Origin of the sequence: Streptomyces sp. NPDC102279, from assembly GCF_044766365.1 — a bacterium.
In the GTDB taxonomy this organism is placed as follows: domain Bacteria; phylum Actinomycetota; class Actinomycetes; order Streptomycetales; family Streptomycetaceae; genus Streptomyces.
In genome coordinates this window covers 359,690-375,505 of record NZ_JBIWLU010000011.1, presented here as the reverse complement: position 1 = coordinate 375,505, position 15,816 = coordinate 359,690, and the positions used below count along the sequence as shown (strand labels likewise).

The 15,816-nt window shown below is 68.1% G+C and carries 14 protein-coding genes; 7 read left to right on the top strand and 7 right to left on the bottom strand.

Annotated features, from left to right (window positions below; translation table 11 throughout):
• Positions 1-3 precede the first annotated feature (3 nt).
• Genes ACIRQH_RS28820 through ACIRQH_RS28810 form a run of 3 tightly spaced genes read right to left on the bottom strand, consistent with a single transcriptional unit; the run spans position 4 to position 3,625 of the window.
• A complete protein-coding gene (locus ACIRQH_RS28820; RefSeq protein ID WP_388866979.1) occupies positions 4-1,023 on the bottom strand; it encodes an ABC transporter permease in 1,020 nt (339 codons plus the stop codon).
• Positions 1,016-1,939, bottom strand: a complete 924-nt coding sequence (locus ACIRQH_RS28815) for an ABC transporter permease (protein ID WP_358815567.1) — start codon at positions 1,937-1,939, stop codon at positions 1,016-1,018. Before ACIRQH_RS28815 ends, ACIRQH_RS28820 begins: the two co-directional genes overlap by 8 nt.
• Before the next feature lie 54 nt (positions 1,940-1,993).
• A complete protein-coding gene (locus tag ACIRQH_RS28810) occupies positions 1,994-3,625 on the bottom strand; it encodes an ABC transporter substrate-binding protein (protein WP_388866982.1) in 1,632 nt (543 codons plus the stop codon).
• A 559-nt stretch (positions 3,626-4,184) separates the two neighbouring features.
• On the opposite strand from ACIRQH_RS28810, the gene ACIRQH_RS28805 reads away from it, so the two are divergent.
• The 5 genes from ACIRQH_RS28805 to ACIRQH_RS28785 all read left to right on the top strand — a co-directional run bounded on the left by ACIRQH_RS28805 (position 4,185) and on the right by ACIRQH_RS28785 (position 10,304).
• Complete coding sequence (locus tag ACIRQH_RS28805; RefSeq protein ID WP_358822604.1) at positions 4,185-5,213, top strand: ABC transporter permease; 1,029 nt, start codon at positions 4,185-4,187, stop codon at positions 5,211-5,213.
• A gap of 81 nt (positions 5,214-5,294) precedes the next feature.
• Positions 5,295-7,052, top strand: a complete 1,758-nt coding sequence (locus tag ACIRQH_RS28800) for an ABC transporter substrate-binding protein (protein WP_388866986.1) — start codon at positions 5,295-5,297, stop codon at positions 7,050-7,052.
• 102 nt (positions 7,053-7,154) lie between these two features.
• Positions 7,155-8,135, top strand: coding sequence for an ABC transporter permease (locus tag ACIRQH_RS28795; RefSeq protein ID WP_358822606.1), 981 nt, complete (start codon positions 7,155-7,157; stop codon positions 8,133-8,135).
• A gap of 58 nt (positions 8,136-8,193) precedes the next feature.
• Positions 8,194-9,231, top strand: coding sequence for an ABC transporter ATP-binding protein (locus tag ACIRQH_RS28790; RefSeq protein WP_358822607.1), 1,038 nt, complete (start codon positions 8,194-8,196; stop codon positions 9,229-9,231).
• A 26-nt stretch (positions 9,232-9,257) separates the two neighbouring features.
• On the top strand, positions 9,258-10,304 hold the full coding sequence (locus ACIRQH_RS28785) for an ABC transporter ATP-binding protein (RefSeq protein WP_388866990.1): 1,047 nt from the start codon (positions 9,258-9,260) through the stop codon (positions 10,302-10,304).
• Between the two features lie 168 nt (positions 10,305-10,472).
• On the opposite strand, the gene ACIRQH_RS28780 is transcribed toward ACIRQH_RS28785, so the two are convergent.
• Together ACIRQH_RS28780 and ACIRQH_RS28775 are read right to left on the bottom strand one after the other, a co-directional pair.
• Complete coding sequence (locus tag ACIRQH_RS28780) at positions 10,473-10,865, bottom strand: VOC family protein (protein WP_358822609.1); 393 nt, start codon at positions 10,863-10,865, stop codon at positions 10,473-10,475.
• 3 nt (positions 10,866-10,868) lie between these two features.
• The gene (locus tag ACIRQH_RS28775) at positions 10,869-11,387 is read right to left on the bottom strand and encodes a DinB family protein (protein WP_358822610.1); all 519 of its coding nucleotides are present in this window, start codon (positions 11,385-11,387) and stop codon (positions 10,869-10,871) included.
• 104 nt (positions 11,388-11,491) lie between these two features.
• Here ACIRQH_RS28775 and ACIRQH_RS28770 point away from each other — a divergent pair, with 104 nt between their 5' ends.
• Entirely contained in the window at positions 11,492-12,532 is a 1,041-nt protein-coding gene (locus tag ACIRQH_RS28770; protein WP_388866994.1) for an amidohydrolase family protein, read from the top strand.
• Positions 12,533-12,754: 222 nt separating this feature from the next.
• A complete protein-coding gene (locus ACIRQH_RS28765) occupies positions 12,755-13,489 on the top strand; it encodes a methyltransferase domain-containing protein (RefSeq protein ID WP_358822613.1) in 735 nt (244 codons plus the stop codon).
• Positions 13,490-13,577: 88 nt separating this feature from the next.
• Here the strand turns inward: ACIRQH_RS28765 and ACIRQH_RS28760 are convergent, their stop codons facing one another.
• Positions 13,578-14,735, bottom strand: a complete 1,158-nt coding sequence (locus ACIRQH_RS28760; protein WP_404227519.1) for an ABC transporter ATP-binding protein — start codon at positions 14,733-14,735, stop codon at positions 13,578-13,580.
• Between the two features lie 13 nt (positions 14,736-14,748).
• The gene (locus tag ACIRQH_RS28755) at positions 14,749-15,810 is read right to left on the bottom strand and encodes an ABC transporter ATP-binding protein (protein WP_358822639.1); all 1,062 of its coding nucleotides are present in this window, start codon (positions 15,808-15,810) and stop codon (positions 14,749-14,751) included.
• Between the last annotated feature and the right edge of the window lie 6 nt (positions 15,811-15,816).

Here is a 15,816-nt window from a genome sequence, read left to right as displayed (position 1 = left end):
CGGTCACCTCAGCTTCGGGTCGAGGGCGTCGCGCACCGCGTCGCCGAGCATGATGAACGCGAGCACGGTGATCGCGAGGGCGCCGGCCGGCCACAGCAGCATGTGCGGGGCCTGGCGGATGTACGCGGAGGCCGAGGAGATGTCGATCCCCCAGCTGACCGTGGGGGGCTTCAGACCGACGCCCAGGTAGGACAGGGTCGCCTCCAGGGAGATGTACGTACCGAGCGCGATGGTCGCCACGACGATGACGGGGGCGACCGCGTTCGGGGTGATGTGCCGCAGCATCAGCCGGGAGTTGGAGGCGCCGAGGGCGCGGGCCGCCTGGACGTAGTCGTTCTGCTTGGTGGTGATGACGGAGCCGCGGGCGATCCGGGAGATCTGCGGCCAGCCGAGCAGCACCATGAACCCGACGACCGGCCAGATCGTGTTGCTGGTCACCACCGACAGCAGGACCAGGCCGCCGAGGACGACGGGGATCGCGAAGAAGATGTCGGTGATCCGGGACAGGATCGAGTCGCTCACTCCGCCGTAGAAGCCGGCGAGGCCGCCCAGAAGCGAGCCGAGGAGCGCGACCCCGAGCGTGGCGAGCACACCCACGCTGATCGAGACCCGGGTGCCGTACACGGTCCGTGTGTAGACGTCGCAGCCCTGTCCGTCGTAGCCGAAGGGGTGTCCGGGCTGGGATCCCTCCTGGGCCTTGGCGAGATTGCACTGGAGCGGGCTCTGGGAGGTGATCAGCGAGGGCCAGATCGAGATGACGACCAGGAAGACGATGACGAGTCCGGAGATGATGAAGACCGGGTTGCGGCGCAGGTCGTGCCAGGCGTCGGACCACAGGGACCGCGGCTTCTCCCTCGGCCCCGTGCCCTCCGGGCCGCCCGGGGTCCTCTCCAGCGTCTCCGCCTCGCTCGACCCGAGATCCATCGGGCCGCCGAAGCCGGTCGGGGCGATGGCGAGGTCCTCCGGCGGCGGGCCTTCGGGGCCGTGGTGCGGCTCTTCCTCGTACGGCGGCTGCTCAGGCATAGCGGATCCTCGGGTCGAGTACGGCGTACAGGAGGTCGACGAGGAGGTTGGCGACCAGGAAGATCAGGACGAGGATCGTCACGAAGCCGACTACGGTCTGGGTGTTCTGACGCACGATCCCCTGGTAGAGCTGGTAGCCGACACCGTGGATGTTGAAGATTCGCTCGGTGACGATCGCGCCGCCCATCAGCGCGCCGATGTCGGTGCCGATGAAGGTGACCACGGGGATGAGCGAGTTGCGCAGCAGGTGCCGGATGGTCACCCGGCGCCGTGGCAGGCCCTTGGCGACGGCCGTACGGACGTAGTCGGACCGCCTGTTCTCCGCGATGGAGGTCCGGGTCAGCCGGGTCACGTAGGCGAGGGAGACCGAGGCCAGCACCAGACCCGGCACGATCAGCTCGCTGAACGTGGCGTCGGTGGACACCGATGGTTCGATCCAGTGCCACTCGACGCCGAGCAGGAGCTGGAGCACCAGACCGGTGACGAAGACCGGCACCGAGATGACGACGAGGGTGAGCAGCAGGACCAGGGTGTCGACGGGCCGGCCGCGGCGCAGACCGGTGACGACACCGAGCGTGATGCCGATGACGATCTCGAAGAAGATGGCGACGATCGTCAGCCGGATGGTGATCGGGAAGGCGGATCCCAGCAGCTCGGTGACCGGCTGTCCGTTGAACGCGGTGCCGAAGTCACCGGTGAAGATGTTGCCGAGGTAGGTGAGGTACTGCTGCCACAGGGGCTTGTCGAGACCGAAGTCCTTGCGCAGCTGGGCGGCCGTGGCGGGGTCGCACTGCCGGTCACCGCACAGGCCCGCGATGGGGTCGCCCATCACGTTGACCATCAGGAAGATGAGCAGTGTGGCGCCGATGAAGACCGGGATCATCTGCAGCAGACGCCGGACGACGTACCGTCCCATGAGTGCTCCGGAGGTAGTGGGGCGGGCCCGCGCGGCGGGCCCGCCCCGGGCGGCTCAGTTGACGGTGATCTCGTTGTAGACCGGGACGCTGAACTGGTTCAGGGCCACGTTCGAGACCTTGTCCGAGTAGCCGGCGCTGCCGTTCTGGTACCAGAGCGGGATGGCGGCCATGTTGTCCCGCACGACGCCCTCGGCCTGCTGGAAGAGCTTGACGGCCTTGCCGGTGTCGGTCTCCGCGTTCGCCTGGTTGACGAGCTTGTCGAAGTCCTTGTTGGTCCACTGGCCGTCGTTGGAGGAGGCGTTCGTGTAGTACAGCGGCTGGAGGAAGTTCTGGATCAGCGGGTAGTCCATCTGCCAGCCGGCCCGGAACGGACCGGGCATCTTGTGCTGCCCGATCTGGTTGCGGAAGTCGGCGAAGGTTCCGATCGGGTTGCCGACGCACGCCTTGTCGTTGCCGAGGGCGTTGTTGATGGAGTTGCAGACGGCGTCGACCCATTCCTTGTGGGAGCCGGTGTCCGCGTTGTAGCTGATCTTGACCTGGCCGCCGGGCAGGCCGCCGCCCTCCTGGACCAGCTTCTTGGCCTCGGTCGGGTTGTAGTCGCAGGAGTCGCCGCACAGGCCCTTCTGGAAGCCGCCCTTCTCGCCGAGCACCGGCGAGGTCCAGTCGCTGGCGGGGGTGCGGGTCTTCTGGAAGATCGTGTCGGTGATCTGCTGGCGGTCGATCGCCATGGACAGTCCCTGACGGACCTTCTTCGCGCCGCTGGTGTTCCACTTCGCGTCGTAGAACGGGAAGGCGAGCGTCTGGATGATGCCGGCCGGGGTGTTGATGTACCGGCCGCTGAGGTCGTTCTTGGCGTTCTTGAGCTGGGCGGCGGGCACGTCGTCGACGAGGTCGAGGTTGCCGGCCAGCAGGTCGTTGTAGGCGGTGTTGTTGTCCGTGTAGACCTTGAGGGTGACGCCGCCGTTCGCGGCCTTGTCGTCACCGGAGTAGTCGTCCCACTTCACCAGGGACATCTGCGAGCCCTTGGTGTACGAGCCGATGGTGTAGGGGCCGTTGCCGACCGGCTTCTTCACCCAGGCCGCGTGGTCGTCGAAGAACGCCTTGGGCAGCGGCGAGTAGGCCGCGTAGCCGAGGGTGTCCGGGAAGGTCGAGAACTTCTGGTTGAGCTTGACGGTGAAGGTGTCCGTGCCGGTGACCTTCAGCCCGGAGAGGGTGTCCGTGCTCTGGCTGCCCGAGTCGGGGTGGACCTTGTCGTAGCCGTCGATGTACCCGAAGAAGTACGCGTTCTTCTGGTTGTTCTTCAGGCTGGCGCCGTAGTTCCAGGCGTCCACGAAGGACTGCGCGGTGACGGCCTCTCCGTTGCTGAACTTCCAGCCGTCCTTGATCGTGATCGTGAAGTTCTGCGAATCCGAGGTGTCGATCTTGTCGGCGAGCATGTCCTCGGCGGCGCCGGTCTTGGCGTTGTACCGCTTCAGCCCGCGGAAGATCATGTCGAGGACCTTGCCGCCCTGCACCTCGTTGGTGTTGGCGGGTTCCAGCGGGTTCTGCGGGTCGCCCCAGGAGGCACTGACCGTGCCGGAGCCGTCGCCGCCGCCGCTGTCACTCCCTCCGCCCCCGCAGGCGGTCGCCGCGAGGGCTACCGCCACCGCACATGCGGCCCATCTGGCGTGCGTGGCTCCACGCATGGAGTGCCTCCTCAAGAGTGCGCTGTGCCGCCGGCGCCGGGGTCGGGCGTTCGGCTCCGGTGCGTCGTGCCTTTACGGCCCAATATCTGTCCATATGAGCCGTATCGCACATTCACTCCACCCTTCCGGGTGGCGAAGTGGTCCAGATGGATCGCCGGGCATCGATCCGGGAGGGGGCGCTCCGGACGAGGCGTCAGAGGATCACGTAAAGGATCTTGAAGGTCCGGCCAAAGGATCTTGAAGATCCGCGCAATGGATCTGCGCGGTTCGATGCGGAACCGTTCATTTGCGCGCACCACATGTACGCATTCCGAGACTCCACCGTCCGGTTATCGAACTCATTGACCGTTTCGCGCAGTTGGTCCGAATCTGGACACAGTACGGCCACAGTGCGCTACACGCGTAGTTACGCTTGGGTCATGCGGAGGTCAAGAAAGTAAAGAGAAACCCAAGGCGACCGAGATTTTATTGACCTTGCATGAATTGCGTTGAAAAAGTCCGGCGTAGCCCGTAGGGAGCGCCCTGCGGATGCCGTTGACCCCATCGGGCATGGAGCACCATGACACTCCCCACTCCTTCCGCGGCCGCATCGCTTGAGGTGACCGACGAGATCGGATCGATCCCGGATTCGTCCATGAACCCCAAGGGCTCGGAGAGTCGCTCCCCGGGACGACTCGCCTGGAAGCGGTTCAAGCGTGACCGCACCGGTGTCATATCCGCGTACATCGTGATCTTTTTCTTTGCGATCGCGATTCTGGCCCCGCTCATAGCCAAGCTGTACGGGAAGAACCCGTACACGACCTATGCGAGCGACCGTCCGGAACTCCTCGACGCCTTCTCCTACCCGGCCGGCGCCAACGGCGGGATGAGCTCGGAGTTCTGGTTCGGCATCGAGCCGCAGCTCGGCCGGGACGTCTTCACCTTCCTGCTCTACGGCATCCGCACCTCCCTGGGCATCGCCGTCGCGGCGACCCTGGTGACCACGATCGTCGGCGTGATCGTCGGTGTCACCGCGGGCTACCTCGGCGGCCGCACCGACTACTTCGTCGGCCGGGTCATCGACATCCTGCTGTCGTTCCCCTCGACCCTGTTCTTCATCGCCTTCATGCCGGTGGTCTACGGACTGTTCGTCGCACCCGACGACAACATCCCCACCTCGCTGCGGGCCATCTCCCTGATCGTGGTCCTCTCCGGCTTCGGCTGGGCCTCCATCGCGCGTCTGCTGCGCGGCCAGGTCCTCGGCCTGCGTGAACGCGAGTACATCGAGGCCGCCAAGGTCACCGGCGCCTCCTCGCGGCGGATCGTGTTCAAGGAACTGCTGCCGAACCTGTGGACTCCGATCATCATCCAGTCCACCCTGATGCTTCCGGCGTACGTCACCGCGGAGGCGGGCCTGGCCTTCCTCGGCGTCGGCATCATCGACCCGACCCCGGACTGGGGCGTCATGATCCAGCGCGGCGCCCAGTTCTACACCGAGGACCTCACCTTCATGCTCTTCCCGGGCCTGTCCATGGTGATCTTCGTCCTCGCCTTCAACCTGCTCGGCGATTCGGTGCGCGACGCGCTCGACCCGAAGTCCAAGCGGTAGCCACCACAGCTCCACCCGGCCGGTTCAGTGTCGTGCGGCCGGATCATCCGTCTCGATCGTCCCTATAAGGCAGGATTCTCCATGTCTTTCTCCCGTAGAAACTTCCTGATCGCCACCGGCGTGGTCGCGGCCTCGTCGTCCGTGCTGACGGCCTGTGGCGGCGGCAGCGACAACAAGTCGAGCCGCAAGGCCCCGTCGGTCAGCGGCTCCAAGACCCAGGAGATCCTGGTCGGCACGAAGGCCGACTCCACCGGCCCCGCGCCGGAGGTCCAGGGAGCGGTCAAGGGCGGGACGATCTACTCGCTCGACCAGTTCGACATGGACCACATGGACCCGGCCCAGATCTACGTCTCGACCGAGGGCGCCATCACCCGTCCGATCCTGCGTGGCCTCACCGGCTACAAGATCGACGACAAGGGCGGCGCGACGCTGGTCGGCGACGCCGCCACGGACGCCGGCACCACGAAGGACGGCGGCAAGACCTGGACCTTCACGCTGAAGGACGGCGTGAAGTGGGAGGACGGCTCGGACATCTCCGGGGACGACCTCCGCCACACCTTCGAGCGCCTCTTCGCCTCCTTCGTCACCGAGGGTCCCCGCTACGTCCAGCAGTTCCTGGTCGGCGGCGACAAGTACAAGGGCCCCTACAGCGGCAAGAAGCTCGACTCCATCGAGGTCGACGGCAAGACCATCACGTTCCACCTGAACGAGGCCCGTGCCGACTTCAACTTCACGCTCGCCATGCCCGGCTACGGCCTGGTGAGCAAGAAGCACGACACGAAGGAGAAGTACGACAAGCGTCCCTTCTCCTCCGGCCCGTACAAGATCGGCAGCCGTAGCATCGGCAAGTCGCTCACCTACGTGCGCAACGAGCACTGGGACCCGAAGACGGACTCGATCCGGAACAACTACCCGGAGCAGTACATCTTCCAGTTCGGCTTCCAGCCCCTGGCCGCGACGGACCGCTTCATCGCGGACTCCGGCAAGGACCAGCACGCGATGGCCATCTTCAACGAGGTCGCGGCCGAGCGCATCGCCCAGGTGCTCACCAACGCCAAGCTGAAGAAGCGCGTCCTCACCGAGGTCGACACGGTCACCTACTACTGGCCGATCAACACCACCCGCATCACGGACGTCAAGGTCCGTCAGGCCATCAACTGGGCCTGGCCGCACCAGCAGCTCCAGACGATCCGCGGTGGCGCCTCCACCAGCGAGCTGGCCACCACGGTCCTCTCGCCCGTGACCCCGGGTTACCAGAAGTTCGACCTGTACGGCGTGACCAAGAAGCCCGGTGGCGACGCGGCCAAGGCCAAGGCGCTCCTGAAGGAGGCCGGCAAGGTCGGCCAGAAGCTGGTCATCGCCTACCAGCAGTCGGACAACGCCCAGAAGCAGGCTGTCGCGATCAAGAACGCTCTGGAGGCCGCCGGCTTCCAGGTCGTCAACAAGCAGATCGACAAGTCGACCTTCTACACCCAGATCGGCAAGATCGACAACGACTTCGACCTGTTCGCGGCGGGCTGGAGCCCGGACTGGCCGAACGGCTACTCCGTCTTCTACCCCTGCTGGAGCGGCAAGAACATCGGCGACGGCCGCAGCAACTACGCCCAGCTGAACGACCCGAGCATCAACAAGGCCATCGACGCCGCCGCCAAGATCACGGACACCGCGGCCGCGAACAAGGCCTGGGGCGACGTGGACCGCCAGATCATGGAGACCTCCGCCGTGGTCCCGGACTACCACTCGATCCGCAACTGGATGTACGGATCCAAGGTCGGAAACGTCATCTACGACAGCGGCAACACCTGCATCGCGCTCACCAAGCTCTACGCGATGAAGTAAGCCGTACGACCCAGGGGGGCGGCCGTTCGCCCGGCCGCCCCCTCAGGCCCACCCCCCTTCACGCCCCCGGCGACGGCGCCCCGTCCGGAAAGTCACGCCCCCATGTCCCGCTTTCTCATCCGCCGAGTCCTCGGCGCACTGGTCATCCTGCTGATCATCAGTGCCATCACCTTCGGCCTCTTCTACGCCATCCCGCGTGACCCGGCGATGATGTCCTGCGGCAAGAACTGCACGCCCGACATGCTCGCGCAGATCCGGCACAACCTGGGCATCGATCACCCGATCCCGGTGCAGTACTGGGACTGGCTCAAGGGCGTGTTCGTCGGCCGTGACTACGGCAGCTTCGGCAACTGCGACGCCCCGTGCCTCGGGTACTCCTTCGCCAACCGCGAGCCGGTCCTCGGCACGATCCTGGACCGCCTGCCGACGACCCTCTCCCTGGCGTTCGGCGCGGCCGTCGTCTTCCTGATCTTCGGTATCGGCGCGGGCATGCTGGCCGCCGTCAAGCAGGGCAAGTTCCTGGACAAGTTCGCCAGCTCCGCCTCGCTCTTCGGCTCCTCGCTCCAGATCTACTTCGTCGGCTACGTCGCGATGTTCTTCCTGGTCTCCAAGGTGCACCTGTTCTCGCAGCCCTCGTACACGCCGCTCACCGAGGACCCGGTCAGCTGGTTCTCCGGGATGCTGCTGCCGTGGCTGACGCTGGCGATCATCTTCACCGCCAACTACACGCGTATGACCCGCTCGCAGCTCGTCGAGCAGCTCAGTGAGGACTACGTCCGCACCGCCCGCGCCAAGGGCCTCTCCCGTGCGAACGTCTTCTTCCGGTTCGCCTGGCGCGGTGCGATGGGCCCCATCGTCACGGTCTTCGGCATCGACCTGGGCACCCTGATCGGTGGCGCGATCATCACCGAGTCGGTCTTCAGCATCCAGGGCATCGGCCGCCTCGCGGTGGACTCCGTGAGCAAGAGCGACCTGCCCATGCTGCTCGGTGTCACCGTCCTTTCCGCCGGCGCGATCGTGTTCTTCAACATCATCGTCGACGCCGTGTACGCCCTCATCGACCCGCGGATCCGGCTCGCCTGACCCCGGGCACCCCGCCCCCGACAGCAACCCCGGCATCACCCCCCTCAGGAGCGTCCCCGTGACGAGCACCGATCAGCAGCCCTTCCTGTCCGTCAGGGATCTGAAGGTTCACTTCTCCACCGAAGACGGCGTCGTCAAGGCCGTCGACGGTCTCACCTTCGACCTGGCCAAGGGCAAGACGCTCGGCATCGTGGGCGAGTCGGGCTCCGGCAAGTCCGTCACGAACCTGACGATCCTCGGCCTGCACGACCGCGACCGCACCGCCATCGACGGCGAGATCCTGCTCGACGGCAAGGAGCTGCTGACCGCCTCCGAGCGGGAGATGGAGCGGCTGCGCGGCAACAAGATGTCGATGATCTTCCAGGACGCGCTGGCCTCGCTGTCGCCGTACCACACCATCGGCAAGCAGATCGGCGAGACGTACCGCAAGCACACCGGTGCCTCCAAGAAGGAGGCCCGGGACCGGGCGATCGAGATGCTGCGCCGTGTGGGCATCCCGCAGCCGGACATGCGCGTGGACGACTACCCGCACCAGTTCTCCGGCGGTATGCGCCAGCGCGCGATGATCGCCATGGCGCTGGTCTGCGACCCCGAGCTGCTCATCGCGGACGAGCCGACCACCGCGCTCGACGTGACCGTGCAGGCGCAGATCATGGACCTGCTCAAGGACCTCCAGCAGGAGTTCGGCACCGCGATCATCTTCATCACCCACGACCTCGGTGTCATCGCCGACATCGCGGACGACGTGCTCGTGATGTACGGCGGCCGGTGCGTGGAGCGCGGGACCAAGAAGGAGGTGCTGCGGGCGCCGCAGCACCCGTACACCTGGGGTCTGCTGGGCTCGATGCCGAGCCTGGACGGACCGGTCGACGTACCGCTGTCGCCGATCCCCGGTTCGCCGCCGTCGCTGCTGAACCCGCCGTCCGGCTGCCGCTTCCACCCGCGGTGCACCTTCAAGGAGAAGGTCGAGGGCGCGCTCTGCTCCACCGAGCAGCCGCTGCTCCAGGTCACGGACGGGCGCGGTGCCGCCTGCCACCTCACGGCGGACCAGCGCCAGGAATACTTCGCCGACCTCGCCGCGACACGGTCGCACTGACGTAACTGAGACGGGACTTCACGATCATGAGCAACACGAACCCCCTCCTGGACGTCACCGGGCTGACCAAGCACTTCCCGGTGATGGGCGGCTTCCCCTTCAAGCGGAAGATCGGCGCGGTGCAGGCCGTCGACGGTCTCGACTTCCAGGTGGCCGAGAGCGAGAGCCTCGGCCTGGTCGGCGAGTCGGGCTGCGGGAAGTCGACGACGGGCCGGCTGATCACCCGGCTCCTCGAGCCCACCGGCGGCCGGATCAGCTACCGCGGCCAGGACATCACGCACGCCAACCGCAAGCAGCTGGCGCCGATCCGCTCCGAGATCCAGATGATCTTCCAGGACCCGTACGCCTCGCTGAACCCGCGGCAGACGGTCGGCAAGATCATCTCGGGTCCGATGGAGGTCAACGGGATCAACCCGAAGGGCGGCCAGGAGAACCGCGTCCGCGAACTCCTGGAGACGGTCGGTCTCAACCCCGAGCACTACAACCGCTTCCCGCACGAGTTCTCCGGCGGCCAGCGCCAGCGCATCGGTGTCGCCCGCGCGCTCGCCCTGGAGCCGAAGCTGATCGTCGCGGACGAACCGGTCTCCGCGCTCGACGTCTCCATCCAGGCGCAGGTCGTCAACCTCCTCCAGGAACTGCAGAAGGACCTGGGGATCGCGTTCCTGTTCATCGCCCACGACCTCGCGATCGTGCGGCACTTCTCGCAGCGCGTCGCCGTCATGTACCTCGGCAAGATCGTCGAGATCGCCAACCGCGAGGACCTGTACGACAACCCGCGTCACCCGTACACCCGCGCGCTGATGTCGGCCGTGCCCGAGGCGACCGCGGACGACGTCCCGGCCCGCGAGCGCATCCTGCTCAAGGGTGACGTGCCCTCGCCGCTCAACCCGCCGTCGGGCTGCCGGTTCCGCACCCGCTGCTGGAAGGCCACGGACAAGTGCGCGACGGAGGCTCCGCCGCTGGTGCAGATCTCGGGCAGCAACGCCGGTCACCTGACGGCGTGCCACTACCCGGAGACGGCGGAGACCGTGCCGGCCCCGCGTTTCTCCAAGGACCCCGAGGCGGCGGTCTGACACACCCCAACTCGTCAGCCGCCCCCTTTCGGAACTGACCTTCACCGGCCCATTGACCCGAGCCCACGAACGTCGTGTTCCAGGGGAACGAAGGCCCGCGCCCTCCAGGGTGCGGGCCTTCTTCGCGGACCGGGGCCCCGTGGGCCTCCCGGTGGCGTGGAGCGGACCTCAGCCCAGCTCCCCCCGCTCCACGCAGAACTCGTTCCCCTCCGGATCCGCGAGGACCACCCAGCCGCCGCCGTCCGGGCGGGTGTGGTCGGCGATCCTGAGGGCGCCGAGGGCTACGGCACGCTCGACCTCGGCGGTGCGGGTCCGACCGTGCGGCTGGAGGTCGAGGTGGACGCGGTTCTTGGCCGTCTTGCCCTCCTCGACGTGGACGAACAGCAGGGTCGGACCGCCGGACGCGTCGGTGATGACCGCCTCGGGATCGCCCGGCTTGTCGTCGTCGGCGAGCGGCCGGCCGAGCAACTCGCTCCAGAACAGCCCGAGATCGTACGGGTCACCGGTGCAGTCGAAGGTGATGGTGCGGATGGTCGGGTTCAACGCCCCTGTCTCTCCCATGATCTAGTCCCCGGTCCGGCCGTCGGCCAGTTCGCGCAGGATGTCGATGTGCCCGTTGTGGCGGGACGTCTCCTCCACGAGGTGGAGCAGGATCCAGCGGAGGTCGACGTGCCGGCCGTCGCGGATCGTCCGCTCGGCCTTCGCGTCGAGATCGTGCTTGGCGACCAACTCGCGGTATCGCGCGCTCTGTTCCTCGTACGCGTCGAGGATCTCGGCCAGCGGGATGCCGACGGCCATGCTCATCTCGCGGTCGGGTTCCTCGTCCGTCCAGGGCCCCTCGTCCTCCTCTCCGAGGAAGACGACCTGGAACCAGGAGTACTCCACCCAGCGCAGGTGGTTCACGACCCCGCTGAGGGTCATCAGCGGGGACCCGGGCAGCGGCGCCTTGCGGGCGTCCTCCTCGGAGAGTCCCTCGCACTTGGCGCGGGCGGTGGCGCGGGCGTAGTCGAGGAAGGTGGTCAGCTGGGTGCGCTCGTCCCAGGCCGCGGGCGTGTCCGTACGTGTCTGCGAAGTCGAAGTCATCGGGGTGAAGCATCCCGGTCGGGCCGGGCGATGTCGACCGATTAACCGGGCGCCGGGCGAGCGCACTTGCCGGGCTCCCGCGCCCCCGGTCAGACTGTCGCGCCATGGCCTACCACCTGCGCGGAACGGTCCTGCCCGACGGCGCCGTCCGCGACCTCTGGACACTCGGCGACCGGATCACCTTCCAGCGCCCCTCCGTTCCCGCGGAGACCGTCGCCGACGGCGGGTTCCTGCTGCCCGGCCTCGTCGACGTCCACACGCATCCCGGCGGCTCCGCCGCCGACGAGGCGCACTTCGACCCCGAGGTGTTCGCCGAGCAGATCGCCGCGCACCGGGACGCGGGGGTCACGGCTCTGCGCTTTCCCGGGCTGCTGGACGAGATCCCCGAGGGACTGCGCGAGGACCCCGGCTCGCCCCGGATGATCACGGCGGGGCGCTGGCTGGCCTGGGCCGGGCTCTCCCGCAGCGCCGCGTTCCACACGGTGACGGACGACCTGGTCGCCGCGGCGGTGGCCGAGGCGAAGGCGCACGACGGCTGGTGCAAGCTGATGGGCGACTGGGACTTCGAGGCCCCGCCGGTGCCGTACGAGCTGCTGCGGGCGGTGGTGGAGGGGGTGCACGCGGCCGGCGGGCGGGTCGCGGCGCACTGTCAGTCCGCCGCGGGCGTCCTGGGCGCGGCCCGCGCCGGGGTCGACTCGATCGAGCACGGCATGGGGATGCCGGAGGAGTGCGTGGAGCTGATGGCGGGGCACGGCAGCGCCTACGTCCCGACGCTCACCGCCTTCGCGCGCAGTGCCACCCGGATCAAGGACAACTCCCGGGGCCGGCTCTGGCACGAGGGGCACCGCACGATGATCCGCCGGGTCCGTGAGGCCCACGACGCCGGGGTCACCGTTCTCGCGGGCACGGACTCGGCGCCCCACGGCAACGTCGCCTCCGAGGTCGGGCATCTCATCGGGGCAGGCCTTCCTGCCGGGGCGGCCGTCGGCGCGGCCAGCTGGACCGCCCGCGCCTTCCTCGGCCTCCCGGGCCTGACCGAGAACGCCCCGGCGGACATCACGGTCTACCCCACGGACCCCCGCACGACCCCGCTCACCCTCCACCACCCCACCCGCATCATGCTCCGCGGCCGGATCATCCGCTGACCCCCCGCACCACCAGCTCGACCTCGAAGCCGTCGGTGTCCTCCAGATACGCGGCACAGTGACCGACCCCGCCCGCGTGCGGGTGCCGCTCCGGAAAGAGCAGGGCCCATCCGAAGGCGGGTGCTTCACCACTCCAACCTTGCTAAATCTTCACCTGGTTGATCGCTGGATTCCTTGGTGATCACTGTTTCGGACGGACCCGTTGGCTGAGAGACTGCTGCGATGGCTGATCGTTCGTTCAGTGACGTGTCGCTCGCCGCCCTGTACGACCAGCTCAATCCATGGGGGGCCGGCGACGACTTCTATCTGGACCTGGTGATGTCCGCGCGGTCCGTGCTCGATGTCGGGTGCGGGACGGGGCGGCTGTTGGCGAAGGCCCGGGAGGCCGGGCACGGGGGGCGGTTGTGCGGGCTCGATCCCGCCGCGGCGATGCTGGTGCAGGCGCGCCGGCGGGCCGCCGCCGAGTGGGTGCTCGGGGATCTCGGATCGGTGCGCTGGGAGCGGGAGTTCGACCTCGTGATGATGACGGGGCACGCGTTCCAGGTGCTTCTCGGCGACGACGAGGTGGGCACCGCCCTGGCCGCCGTACGGGAGGCTCTCGGTGACGGGGGCCGGTTCGTGTTCGAGACGCGCAATCCCGCCGCGCGGGCGTGGGAGACGTGGACGCCCGACCGGGCGCGCGAGGTGAGTGACGGATGCGGGGGCGTCGTACGGGTCAGTCACCGGGTGGATGGACCGGTGCTCGGGGACCGGGTGACGTTCAGCGAGACGTTCGAGCACCCGGACTGGGAGCGGCCCCGGGTCAGTCGCAGCACCCTGCGGTTCCTCGGGGCGGACGCGCTGCGCGGGTTACTCGGGGACGCCGGGTTCGTCGTGCGGGAGCAGTACGGGGACTGGGGCCGGGAGCCGCTGTCCCCCCACTCCCCCGAGATCATCACCGTCGCCTGCGCCGGCTGAGACGAAGGAAGGGGCGGGCCCGGCCGTGAGGCCGGGCCCGCCCGCGCACCACGAGGGGTGCGTCCCGCTCCGTGTGCCCCCTGTCGCGCTACTCGGCGCCGTCCTGGTCGTCCCGCTCCAGCGCGGCCAGCGCGGGGTCGAGGATGATGTCCTCCGCCCGCGCGGCGACCGACGGCTCCTCCGGGAAGTGGCAGGCCGTCAGGTGGCCGTCGGAGTTGCCTCCCAGCTGGACGAGCGGCGGCTCCTCCGACGCGCACTTGTCCTGCGCCTTCCAGCAGCGGGTGCGGAAACGGCAGCCGGAGGGCGGGGAGATGGGTGACGGCACGTCGCCCGCCAGCCGGATCCGCTCGCGCCGGGCCTCGCCCGTCCCGACCAGTTCGACCTCGGGGACCGCGGACAGCAGGGCGTGTGTGTAGGGGTGCCGGGGCCGGGTGTAGATCGATTCCCGGTCGCCGACCTCGATCACCTTGCCGAGGTACATGACGGCGACGCGCTGCGAGAAGTGCCGCACCACCGCGAGGTCGTGGGCGATGAACAGGAACGCGATCCCCAGTTCCTTCTGGACCTCCTGGAGGAGGTTGACGACCTGCGCCTGGATGGAGACGTCCAGGGCGGAGACCGGTTCGTCCGCGACGATCAGCTTCGGCTCCAGGGCGAGCGCGCGGGCGACACCGATGCGCTGGCGCTGACCGCCGGAGAACTCGTGCGGGAAGCGGTTGTAGTGCTCGGGGTTGAGACCGACCGTCTCCAGCAGCTCGCGGACCCGCTTCTCCCGGCCCCCCTTGGGGTTGATCCCGTTGACCTCCATCGGACCCGAGATGATCTTGCCGACCGTCTGCCGCGGGTTCAGCGACGAATACGGGTCCTGGAAGATCATCTGGATCTCGGAGCGGACCGGCGCCAGCTGTCTGCGGCTGGCGTGGCTGATGTCCTGGCCGCGGTAGGTGATCCGGCCGGCGGTGGGTTCGAGGAGCCGGGTGATCAGCCGGCCCGTCGTCGACTTCCCGCAGCCCGACTCGCCGACGAGGCCGAAGCTCTCGCCCACGTGCACGGTCAGGTCGATCCCGTCCACGGCCTGCACGGCGCCGATGGTGCGCCGGATCGGGAAGCCGCCCTTGACCGGGAAGTGCTTGACCAGTTTCTCGACCACCAGCAGCGGCTCGTCGGAACCGCCGTCCGTGGCCGTGCGCGGAGCGGGCAGCGTGGCATCACCCGTCGGGACGTCCTTCGCGACGTCTTCCTTCATGATGCTGTTCTCCCTAACGCAGCCGGGGCTGGATCTGCTCGATGAAAATGGCCTGCTTCTGCTGGGCCGTGAGGTGGCAGGCGCCGCCCCGGCCCGCGGGCAGCAGCGGAAGTTCGTCCACGCAGCGTGTGCCCCCCACCTCGCCCCGGAAGGTGCACCGGGGGTGGAACCGGCACCCGGACGGCGGCCTCAGCAGGGAGGGGGGCGCGCCGGGGATGGGCGCCAGCGGCGCGCCGAGGTCCGAGTCGAGGCGCGGCATCGAGTTCAACAGGCCCCAGGTGTAGGGGTGCTGGGGTGAGCGGAGCACCTCGCTCACGGAGCCGCGTTCCACCGCCCCGCCCGCGTACATCACCATGATGTCGTCGGCCATGTCGGCGATGACGCCCAGGTCGTGCGTGATGAAGATGATCGCCGAGCCGAACTCCTGCTGGAGGTCCTTCAGGAGGTCGAGGATCTGCGCCTGCACGGTCACGTCGAGGGCGGTGGTCGGCTCGTCCGCGATCAGCAGGTCGGGGTCGCAGACCAGCGCCATGGCGATCATCGCGCGCTGGCGCATACCGCCGGAGAACTGGTGCGGGTAGTCCTTCGCCCGCTCCCTGGGGTTCGGGATGCCGACCTTGCCGAGCATCTCCACGGCCCGGTCCCAGGCGGCCTTCTTCGACGCCCCGGTGTGCTTCATGAACGGCTCGGCGATCTGCCGGCCCACCGTGTAGTACGGGGACAGCGCCGTCAGCGGGTCCTGGAAGATCATGGCGGCCTTGTTGCCGCGCACCTTCTCCAACTCCGACTCGCGGGCGGTGATCAGTTCCTGCCCGTCGAGCACGATCTCGCCCTCGATGGTGGTGAACATCGGGTTGTGCAGGCCGAGGACGGTCAGGTTGGTGACCGACTTGCCGGAGCCCGACTCCCCCACGATGCCGAGGGTCTTGCCCCGTTCGAGGTCGAAGGAGAGCCCGTCGACGGCCTTGACGACACCGTCCTCGGTCTTGAACCGGACGTACAGGTCACGCACCGAGAGGAAGGCACCCGAGTCCGCCGGTACGCCGGCGCCCGATTCCTTGGTCAGAGTGGTCACGGAATG

What these genes read in the sequence shown, in the direction of transcription:
- ACIRQH_RS28820 (WP_388866979.1), bottom strand. Translation starts at nt 1,023, where the DNA reads ATGCCTGAGCAGCCGCCGTACGAGGAAGAGCCGCACCACGGCCCCGAA.
- ACIRQH_RS28815 (WP_358815567.1), bottom strand. Translation starts at nt 1,939, where the DNA reads ATGGGACGGTACGTCGTCCGGCGTCTGCTGCAGATGATCCCGGTCTTC.
- ACIRQH_RS28810 (WP_388866982.1), bottom strand. Translation starts at nt 3,625, where the DNA reads ATGCGTGGAGCCACGCACGCCAGATGGGCCGCATGTGCGGTGGCGGTA.
- ACIRQH_RS28805 (WP_358822604.1), top strand. Translation starts at nt 4,185, where the DNA reads ATGACACTCCCCACTCCTTCCGCGGCCGCATCGCTTGAGGTGACCGAC.
- ACIRQH_RS28800 (WP_388866986.1), top strand. Translation starts at nt 5,295, where the DNA reads ATGTCTTTCTCCCGTAGAAACTTCCTGATCGCCACCGGCGTGGTCGCG.
- ACIRQH_RS28795 (WP_358822606.1), top strand. Translation starts at nt 7,155, where the DNA reads ATGTCCCGCTTTCTCATCCGCCGAGTCCTCGGCGCACTGGTCATCCTG.
- ACIRQH_RS28785 (WP_388866990.1), top strand. Translation starts at nt 9,258, where the DNA reads ATGAGCAACACGAACCCCCTCCTGGACGTCACCGGGCTGACCAAGCAC.
- ACIRQH_RS28780 (WP_358822609.1), bottom strand. Translation starts at nt 10,865, where the DNA reads ATGGGAGAGACAGGGGCGTTGAACCCGACCATCCGCACCATCACCTTC.
- ACIRQH_RS28775 (WP_358822610.1), bottom strand. Translation starts at nt 11,387, where the DNA reads ATGACTTCGACTTCGCAGACACGTACGGACACGCCCGCGGCCTGGGAC.
- ACIRQH_RS28770 (WP_388866994.1), top strand. Translation starts at nt 11,492, where the DNA reads ATGGCCTACCACCTGCGCGGAACGGTCCTGCCCGACGGCGCCGTCCGC.
- ACIRQH_RS28765 (WP_358822613.1), top strand. Translation starts at nt 12,755, where the DNA reads ATGGCTGATCGTTCGTTCAGTGACGTGTCGCTCGCCGCCCTGTACGAC.
- ACIRQH_RS28760 (WP_404227519.1), bottom strand. Translation starts at nt 14,735, where the DNA reads ATGAAGGAAGACGTCGCGAAGGACGTCCCGACGGGTGATGCCACGCTG.